General features: G+C 72.1%; 9 protein-coding genes. 8 read left to right on the top strand and 1 reads right to left on the bottom strand.

Going from position 1 to position 7214, the window contains the following annotated elements:
- Window positions 1–37: 37 nt before the first annotated feature.
- The 7 genes from NBZ85_RS24850 to NBZ85_RS24880 all read left to right on the top strand — a co-directional run bounded on the left by NBZ85_RS24850 (window position 38) and on the right by NBZ85_RS24880 (window position 5717).
- Window positions 38–454 (top strand): roadblock/LC7 domain-containing protein, encoded by a 417-nt coding sequence (locus NBZ85_RS24850; RefSeq protein ID WP_261555546.1) that lies wholly within the window; start codon window positions 38–40, stop codon window positions 452–454.
- A 51-nt stretch (window positions 455–505) separates the two neighbouring features.
- Window positions 506–865, top strand: a complete 360-nt coding sequence (locus NBZ85_RS24855; RefSeq protein WP_261555525.1) for a DUF742 domain-containing protein — start codon at window positions 506–508, stop codon at window positions 863–865.
- A 189-nt stretch (window positions 866–1054) separates the two neighbouring features.
- Window positions 1055–1870, top strand: coding sequence for a mycofactocin-coupled SDR family oxidoreductase (locus NBZ85_RS24860; protein ID WP_261562689.1), 816 nt, complete (start codon window positions 1055–1057; stop codon window positions 1868–1870).
- 143 nt (window positions 1871–2013) lie between these two features.
- The gene (locus NBZ85_RS24865; RefSeq protein ID WP_261555527.1) at window positions 2014–2949 is read left to right on the top strand and encodes a proline dehydrogenase family protein; all 936 of its coding nucleotides are present in this window, start codon (window positions 2014–2016) and stop codon (window positions 2947–2949) included.
- A complete protein-coding gene (pruA, locus tag NBZ85_RS24870; RefSeq protein ID WP_261562690.1) occupies window positions 2946–4649 on the top strand; it encodes an L-glutamate gamma-semialdehyde dehydrogenase in 1704 nt (567 codons plus the stop codon). The genes NBZ85_RS24865 and pruA overlap by 4 nt, the downstream gene beginning before the upstream one ends.
- Window positions 4650–4763: 114 nt before the next feature.
- The gene (locus NBZ85_RS24875; protein WP_261555529.1) at window positions 4764–5000 is read left to right on the top strand and encodes a hypothetical protein; all 237 of its coding nucleotides are present in this window, start codon (window positions 4764–4766) and stop codon (window positions 4998–5000) included.
- 33 nt (window positions 5001–5033) lie between these two features.
- Window positions 5034–5717: a DUF5134 domain-containing protein gene (locus NBZ85_RS24880; protein WP_261555530.1), complete on the top strand. Its 684-nt coding sequence runs from the start codon at window positions 5034–5036 to the stop codon at window positions 5715–5717.
- Window positions 5718–5733: 16 nt separating this feature from the next.
- On the opposite strand, the gene NBZ85_RS24885 is transcribed toward NBZ85_RS24880, so the two are convergent.
- A complete protein-coding gene (locus NBZ85_RS24885; RefSeq protein WP_261555531.1) occupies window positions 5734–6129 on the bottom strand; it encodes a cytochrome C in 396 nt (131 codons plus the stop codon).
- A 129-nt stretch (window positions 6130–6258) separates the two neighbouring features.
- On the opposite strand from NBZ85_RS24885, the gene NBZ85_RS24890 reads away from it, so the two are divergent.
- Window positions 6259–6942 carry an AIM24 family protein gene (locus tag NBZ85_RS24890; RefSeq protein WP_261555544.1) on the top strand — a complete coding sequence of 228 codons (684 nt, stop codon included), beginning with the start codon at window positions 6259–6261 and terminating at the stop codon, window positions 6940–6942.
- The last annotated feature ends 272 nt before the right edge of the window (window positions 6943–7214 follow it).

The raw sequence follows: 7214 nt of genomic DNA on the forward strand, positions 1-7214 counted from the left end.
TTCCCGTCCCCCCGAACCCCCAGCCTGGAGGACAGCCGTGACCGACGCGGATCCGGACAACCCCTCACTCGACTGGCTCATCAACAGCTTCGTCGACTTCGTCCCCGGTGTGGCGAACGCGATCCTCGCGTCCTCGGACGGTCACCTGCTCGCGGTGTGCAGCGGCTTCCCCCGCGATCGGGCGGTACAGCTCGGTTCCATCGCCTCGGGGCTGTTCAGCCTGACCCTGGCGGCCGCGGACTTCGTCGACGGCGGCTCGGTGACCCAGACGGTGGTCGAGATGGCGCAGGGCTCACTGCTGCTCATGGCCGTCGGCGAGGGATCCTGCCTGGCGGTGCTCGCCACGAGTACCTGCGACATCGGGCTGGTCGGGTACGAGATGACGGTGCTCGTCGCCCGCACCCGAGAGGCGCTGACCCCGGCGCGGCGGGCCGACACGCGCGAGAGCGTTTGACGCCGCCCGGCCGCCGGTGACAGCCATGGCCTCGGGGAAGCGGGTGAACGGATGAACGGGGACGCGGCGGAGCCGTCGGGGGAGCTCGTCCGGCCGTACACGGCGACCCGTGGCCGAGTGCGGCCGGCCCGCCTGCTCGCGCTCGAGGCCATGGTGACCACGACGCCGTTCGGCCTGGCGCGGCTGCCCGCGCTGCTGTTGGAACAGAAGTCGATCGTCGCGATGTGCGTGCAGCCGCAGTCGGTGATCGAGATCGCCGCGGCGCTGCGCCTGCCGGTGGGCGTCGTGCGGGTTCTCGTCGCCGACGCGGCGGCCGACCGGCTCGTCGACATCTCCCAACTGACCATGCCCACCGGCGCGCCCGCGATGGCGCTGCTCGACCGCGTCCTGACCAACCTGCGCCGGCTCTGAACGGACCGCGCAGGACAGATTGTGACCCTTGACACAATCTGCCGTCTTCGGCAAAATTCTGGCGACTCCGAAAACCGCTGTTTTCGTGCCGAAAAGCATGTGAACGCCCCTGGCGGTAGGGCTGCCGGACCATCTGCAGGCGGGGTCCCCGGACGCCCCCGCGACCATTCTGCGTAAAGGACTTCGACGATGAGTTCTGACCTGTCCGGCAAGGTCGCCTTCATCACCGGCATCGCCCGCGGCCAGGGGCGAGCCCACGCCCTGCGCCTCGCCCGCGACGGCGCCGCGATCATCGGTGTGGACATCTGCGCCGACATCCCGTCGATGAGCTACCCCAACGCCAGCCGCGCCGACCTCGACGAGACCCAGAAGCTCGTCGAGGCCGAGGGAGGGCGAATCCTCACCCGGGTCGCCGACGTCCGCGACCAGGCGGCCCTGCGGACCGTCTTCGACGAGGGCCTCACCGAGCTCGGCCGCATCGACATCGTGATCGCCAACGCCGGCATCATCCGCTTCACCGAGGACGACCCGGTCGCCGAATGGCATGACATCATCGACGTGAACCTGACCGGCGTCTGGAATGCCTGCCGCGTCGCGATTCCAGCCCTCGTCGAGGGCGGCCGGGGCGGATCGATCGTCATCACCAGCTCCACCGCCGGCCTCAAGGGCACCGGCACCGACGCTGCCGGCGGCCAAGCCTACGCCGCGGCCAAACGCGGCCTCGTCGGGCTCATGCAGGTCTTCGCCAACGACCTCGCCCCCCACAACATCCGGGTCAACACGATTCACCCCACCGGCGTCTCCACCGGAATGCTCAACAACCAGGCCTTTCTCGACTTTGTCGCGACCAACACGGCCGGCCTGGCCGCCATGCAGAACGCGCTGCCCGTCGAGATCCTCCAGGCCGACGACATCGCCGAAGTCGTGGCCTGGCTCGTCAGCGACTCCGCCAGGTACCTCACCGGTGTACAACTCCCCGTCGACGCGGGATTCGCCGTCCGCTGACGGCACCCGATGCGGTGGCGGTCGCCTCCGCGAAGGCGACCAGCAGATTCCAGCTCGGTGCCGGGCTGGACAGGACACGCCGACTACGCAACGCTACTAGTCGTGTCCGCATCGTCGCCTGCTGTTGCGCTGAGGGGGGCAGGGTGATCCGCCGCCTCGTCCCCCGCCTGGTCGCGAGTCCGCCGGCGCGTGCCATGCTCGCCCGCGGCCCGATCGCCGCCGGCATCGTCGACCGGTTCGTCGCCGGCCCCGCCGACGCCGACGCCGTCGCCGCGACCGCACGGCTGGCCGATGTCGGCCTGCGGGCGTCGGTCGACCTGCTCGGCGAGGGGGTCACCCAGCCGGACGACGCGCTCGCCACCGTGCTGGCCTACCTGCGGCTGCTCGACCTGGCCGACCGGGCGGGCCTCGCCGCCGGGCTCGACGTTTCGGTCAAGCTGTCCGCCCTCGGGCAGGCCGTGGCGCGCGACGGGCGCAAGCTGTCCTACGAGAACGCCGCGGAGATCTGCGCCCGGGCGGCGGCGGTGAACGCCACCGTCACCGTCGACATGGAGGACCACACCACCACCGACGCGACGCTGGACACGGTCGTCGAACTGCGCCGGGACTTCCCGTCGGTCGCCGCAGTGGTACAGGCCCAGCTGCTGCGCACCGAGGCCGACTGCCGAGACCTGGCCCGGGCCGGCTCGCGGGTACGGCTGTGCAAGGGGGCCTACCGGGAGCCGGCCGGCACCGTGCACCGGGGGCGCCCAGCCGTTCGCGCCGCCTACGCGCGCTGCCTGGGCATCCTGCTTGCCGGCCCGGGGCATCCGATGATCGCCACCCATGACCCGGCGCTGATCGGCGTCGCCGGCCGGCTGGCGGCCGAGCTGCGCCGCGCGCCGACGACCTACGAATATCAGCTCCTGTACGGGGTGCGCCCCGCCGAGCAGCGGCGGCTCGCCGCGACCGGGGCGACGGTGCGCGTGTACCTGCCCTACGGCCCGGACAGCGTGCCCTACCTGACCCGACGGCTCGTGGAGAAGCCCGCCAACCTGCTGCTGGCCGTGCGGGCGCTGGGCAGCCGGCGCGGCGCGTGAGCGCGGGATGGGTGCTCGCGGCCGACAACGAACCGGTGCGCACCTACGCCCCGGGCTCGGCGGAGCGGGCGGGTCTGCGCCGGGCACTGCTCCGCCTGGGCGGTGAGCATCTCGAGCTGACCAACACGATCGGGGGGCAGCACCGACCGGGCGGCGGGCCGCCGCGCGACGTCGTCCAGCCGCACGCCCATCGCAGGGTGCTCGGCACGCTGCGGGAGAGCACCCACGCCGACGCGGCCGCCGCCGTCGCCGCGGCGAAACAGGCCGCCAGACCCTGGCGCGAGCTCGGTTTCACCGGTCGGGCCGCGGTGTTCCTGCGGGCGGCGGACGCGCTCGCCGGACCCTGGCGCGACACCCTCAACGCCGCCACCATGCTCGGCCAGTCCAAGACCTGCCAGCAGGCCGAGATCGACGCCGCCTGCGAGCTGATCGACTTCTGGCGGTTCAACGTGATGTTCGCCGCCGAGCTGCACGACGACCAGCCGCGCAGCGCCGCCGGCGAGTGGAACCGCCTCGACCTGCGCCCGCTGGAGGGATTCGTCTACGCGGTCACGCCGTTCAACTTCACCGCCATCGCCGGGAACCTGCCGACCGCCCCCGCGCTCATGGGCAACACGGTGGTCTGGAAGCCCGCGCCCACGCAGGCGTTCGCCGCGCACCTGCTCATGCGGCTGCTGGAGTCCGCCGGCCTGCCGCCCGGGGTCATCAACCTCGTCGGCGGCTCGGGGGAGCCGGTCAGCGACGTCGTGTTCTCCGACCCCGACCTCGCCGGCGTGCACTTCACCGGTTCCACCGCCGTGTTCACCCGGTTGTGGCGGGCCGTCGCGGACAACCTCGACGGCTACCGTTCCTACCCCCGCATCGTCGGGGAGACCGGAGGCAAGGACTTCGTCGTCGCGCATCCCTCGGCCGACGTCGACGTGCTGCGCACGGCGCTGGTCCGCGGTGCGTTCGAGTACAGCGGGCAGAAGTGCTCGGCGGCGTCGCGGGCCTACGTCCCGGCGAGCCTGTGGCGGCGGATGGACGCCGAGCTCGCCGCGGCCACCGAGGCCCTGTCCGTCGGCGACGTCAACGACTTCGACCACTTCACCGGGGCCGTCATCGACGCCCGCGCCTACGCCCGGCTCGCCGCCGCCTGCACCCGCGCCGCCAGCGACTCCACCGTCACCGTGCTCGCGGGTGCCCAGTGCGACGACGCGGTCGGCTGGTTCGTGCGCCCGACGATCCTGGTCGGCACCGACCCGGGCCGGGAGTGGTTCACCCGCGAGCTGTTCGGCCCCATCCTGTCCGTCCACGTCTACGACGACTCCCGGCCGGACGCCTGGGACGACGTCCTGCGCCTGGTGGACCGCACGTCGGCCTACGCGCTGACCGGCGCGGTCGTCGCCACCGACCGTGCCGCGATCGCGCGGGCCGACGAGCTGCTGCGCTTCGCCGCCGGCAACTTCTACATCAATGACAAACCGACCGGTGCGGTCGTCGGGCGCCAGCCGTTCGGCGGGGCCCGCCGGTCGGGGACCGACGACAAGGCCGGCTCCGCCCAGAACCTCCTGCGCTGGGTCAGCTCCCGGGTGGTCAAGGAGAACCTGTGCCCGCCGGTCGTCCACGACCACCCGCACATGGGCCACGACCACCCGCACATGGGCCACGACCACCCGCACATGGGCGGCGGGGCCGGGATGCGCGGCGACTGTCCCTAAGCAAACGGTAGTGAAAAAAACGACATCTGCCGGAAACCTGGTGAACATTAGGACACCTGGATCTGCGGATCCTAAACTGGCGCCATCGCTCCCTCCCCCGATCCAGGAGTCGACATGCCCGCAGCCGAGAGCTCCCGTCACGTCCTGACCTTCTGTGGAAAGTGCAGCTGTGGCTGTCCGGAGCTGTTCGTCGACCACACCGCGCCCGCCGAGCGCCGCATCGTGCTGACCGACGACTTCGGGCAGCGGATCCAGATGAGCGTCGAGCAGCTCCAGGTCATCGTCGACGAGGCGCGCACCGGCCGCATCACCGAGCTCGTCGACGCGGAACTCGCCCTGGGCGTGGGCTGAGATGCCCGGCGGCCTGCCCCGCGGGGGGAGCGGGTGGGCCGCGGGTCGGGGCACACTGCGCACCTGCGGCCGGGTGTTCGGCATCCGCCGCCCGCCGCGGTGACGCACCAGCACTCTGCGGCGCTGTCCGCGCAGCAGCTTCCCGCGGCCGTGGCACTTGCCGCGGCCGTCGCCACCGGCATCGTCGCGTTGTTCCACGCGACCCGGATCGTCACCGACGAGGGGCGGGCGCACCACGTCCCGGCGTTCGCCCGCCGGGTGCTGCGGGGTCGGTCGGCCGTGTTCGTGCCGGTGGAGATCGGTCACACGATCGTCGCGGTGGGCATGGCGATCATGTTCGTCGGTCCGTCCGGGTTGGCGTCCTCGGGTGCCTTCGCCCTCGCCTACCTCGCCCTCGCCGGGGTGTTCCTGGCCCTCGTGCTGACGAACCCCGCCTGCTGCGAGCCGGCCCAGTGGTCATGCTGTTCGATGCTCGTCGTCGAGACGTTGGCGATGGCGTGCATGGCCCACGCGGGCCGGTGGCCGGTGGGTGACCTCGGCGACCGCGGCGACCTGTCCGGCTGGTTCGCCGTCGTCTTCGCCGTGGCCGCGGCCGCGGCCGTCGGGGGCCCGCTGCTGCGCCGGGCCTGGCCGGCCTGGGATGCCGTCCCCGCGCCGATCACCCCCGTCGCATCCCGGCTGGTCATGGCCGGCGGGATGCTGCTCATGCTGCTCTGAGGCGCCGCTGCCGCGGTCAGTGGGCGGACGACGGTTCCCTCGCTGGTTCCACCGGCGGCGTGGCGGACGGGCCGTCGGCCGTCTCCGGCACCGGCACCGGCCAGCGGGCCGTACCCGCCTTGCCCGGCCGCACCGAGCCCCGCCCGTGGCAGGCACGGCAGCGGCGCCGGTAGGTCTCGCGGCCCGTGCCGTAGAAGGCCTGCCCCTCGCCGCGGCAGCGCGGGCAGTCCAGCTCGACGGCACCGTGATGGCGGCCGGGGATCAGGCGCGCGGCAAGGCTCGCTGCCAGCGCGGCGACGACGACCACCGCCACGTAGCCCCATCGACCGTCCACGGACGTCTGCCGGCCGACGACCCCGGCTCCGACGAGCAGGACGGTAAAGAACGCGACCGCCGCACCTGGAGCTCGCATAGCACACCGTTTCAGTGAAGGAATCTAATAACCGGTATGTCCCCCGTTCCGGGGTGCGCACACTCTCGCGGCGACCGGTATCGGGACGAAGCGTCCGAACGCGTGCGTACCGCGGCGTTCAATGGAGGCATGACACACCCGCTGGGACAGTTCGCGAACGGTCAGCCCGCGGGTCCCCCGTTCGCCCTGGAGGAGGGCGACCGGATGCTGCGGGTCCGCCTCGACGGTGGACAGACGTACGCCAAGCAGGGGTCGATGGTGGCCTACCGGGGCAAGCTCGACTTCGCCTACAAGGGACAGGGCGTGGGTGGATTCCTGCGGCGGGCGGTGACCGGCGAGGGCCAGGACCTGATGCGGGTCACGGGCCGGGGGACCGTCTGGTTCGCCGAGTCGGGCAGCCATATCTCGATCTTCACGCTCGACCGGGACAGCCTGACGGTCAACGGCCGCAGCCTGCTCGCCTTGGAATCCGGGGTGCGTTACAAGGTGACCACGACCTCGGGCGGGATTGGCGCGATGATCGCTGGTGGGGTGTTCAACACCGAGGTTTCCGGCACCGGCGGGGTGGCCGTGCTCTGTCTGGGTTCTCCCCTGGTGCTTCCGACGGACGAGCCGGTGTGTGTCGATCGGGACGCGGCCGTCGCCTGGACCGCGGGCGTGCGTACCCGTGTCGTTTCCACCTTCAAGATGGGGAATCTCGTGGGGCGCAGCTCCGGGGAACTCGCGCAGATTGAGTACTCCGGCAGGGGAGGCTTCGTCGTCGTCCAGTGCGGCGAAACCCCGGCGGCCGGTACAAGCCCCGACAAGCACTGACCCGCCTGCCGGCGCCGCCGCGCCGGGGCAGCTGGGGTGGGGACCCGCCACGCGGGGACCCCTGCGCGTGGGGCCTCACCGGCGTAAGTCCCCGCCGGCAGGAACACTCCTCGCGTGGGGAAAACCCGTCGCGCAGGGAACCGTGATCGCGCAGGGAGCCGTGATGTCGTCGCCAGCAACGCCTCCGGCCGACGCCGCTCTGGCCGGACGGGTCGGACAGGCCGGACGGGTCGAACAAGCAGAACAGGCCGGACAAGCCGGATGGGCCGGGC

It is taken from the genome of Frankia tisae, from assembly GCF_025403405.1.
Taxonomy (GTDB): Bacteria; Actinomycetota; Actinomycetes; order Frankiales; family Frankiaceae; genus Frankia; species Frankia tisai.